We start from the raw sequence: 257 nt of genomic DNA on the forward strand, positions 1-257 counted from the left end.
GCATGAACGAGGCGACCTCCGCGACACACGACTGCTTGCGGATCACGGTCATGGCCCGCTTCACGTTCTGATCCAGGTCCTCGCGGGTTTGCCCCGACACGCCGATGACCATGACGGTGCTGAACACCTTCTGGTTGGACTGCTCCAGCTCGGCGCGCAGATCCTTGGCCTCGGTGGATGCCTCTTGCAGCTTGTGGGGGATCAGATCCTCGCTGTAGCCCTGCTTTTGGGCCTTCTTCTGCTCGGCGATCGTCTGC

Annotated in this window: 1 protein-coding gene; it reads right to left on the minus strand. The window is 62.3% G+C overall.

The window, feature by feature from the left end; translation table 11 throughout:
* Positions 1 to 257: hypothetical protein (locus RMT89_RS44080; protein ID WP_315889378.1), on the minus strand; the 257-nt coding region annotated here is incomplete at both ends.

Origin of the sequence: Streptomyces sp. P17, assembly GCF_032436805.1 — a bacterium.
Classification (GTDB): Bacteria; Actinomycetota; Actinomycetes; order Streptomycetales; family Streptomycetaceae; genus Streptomyces.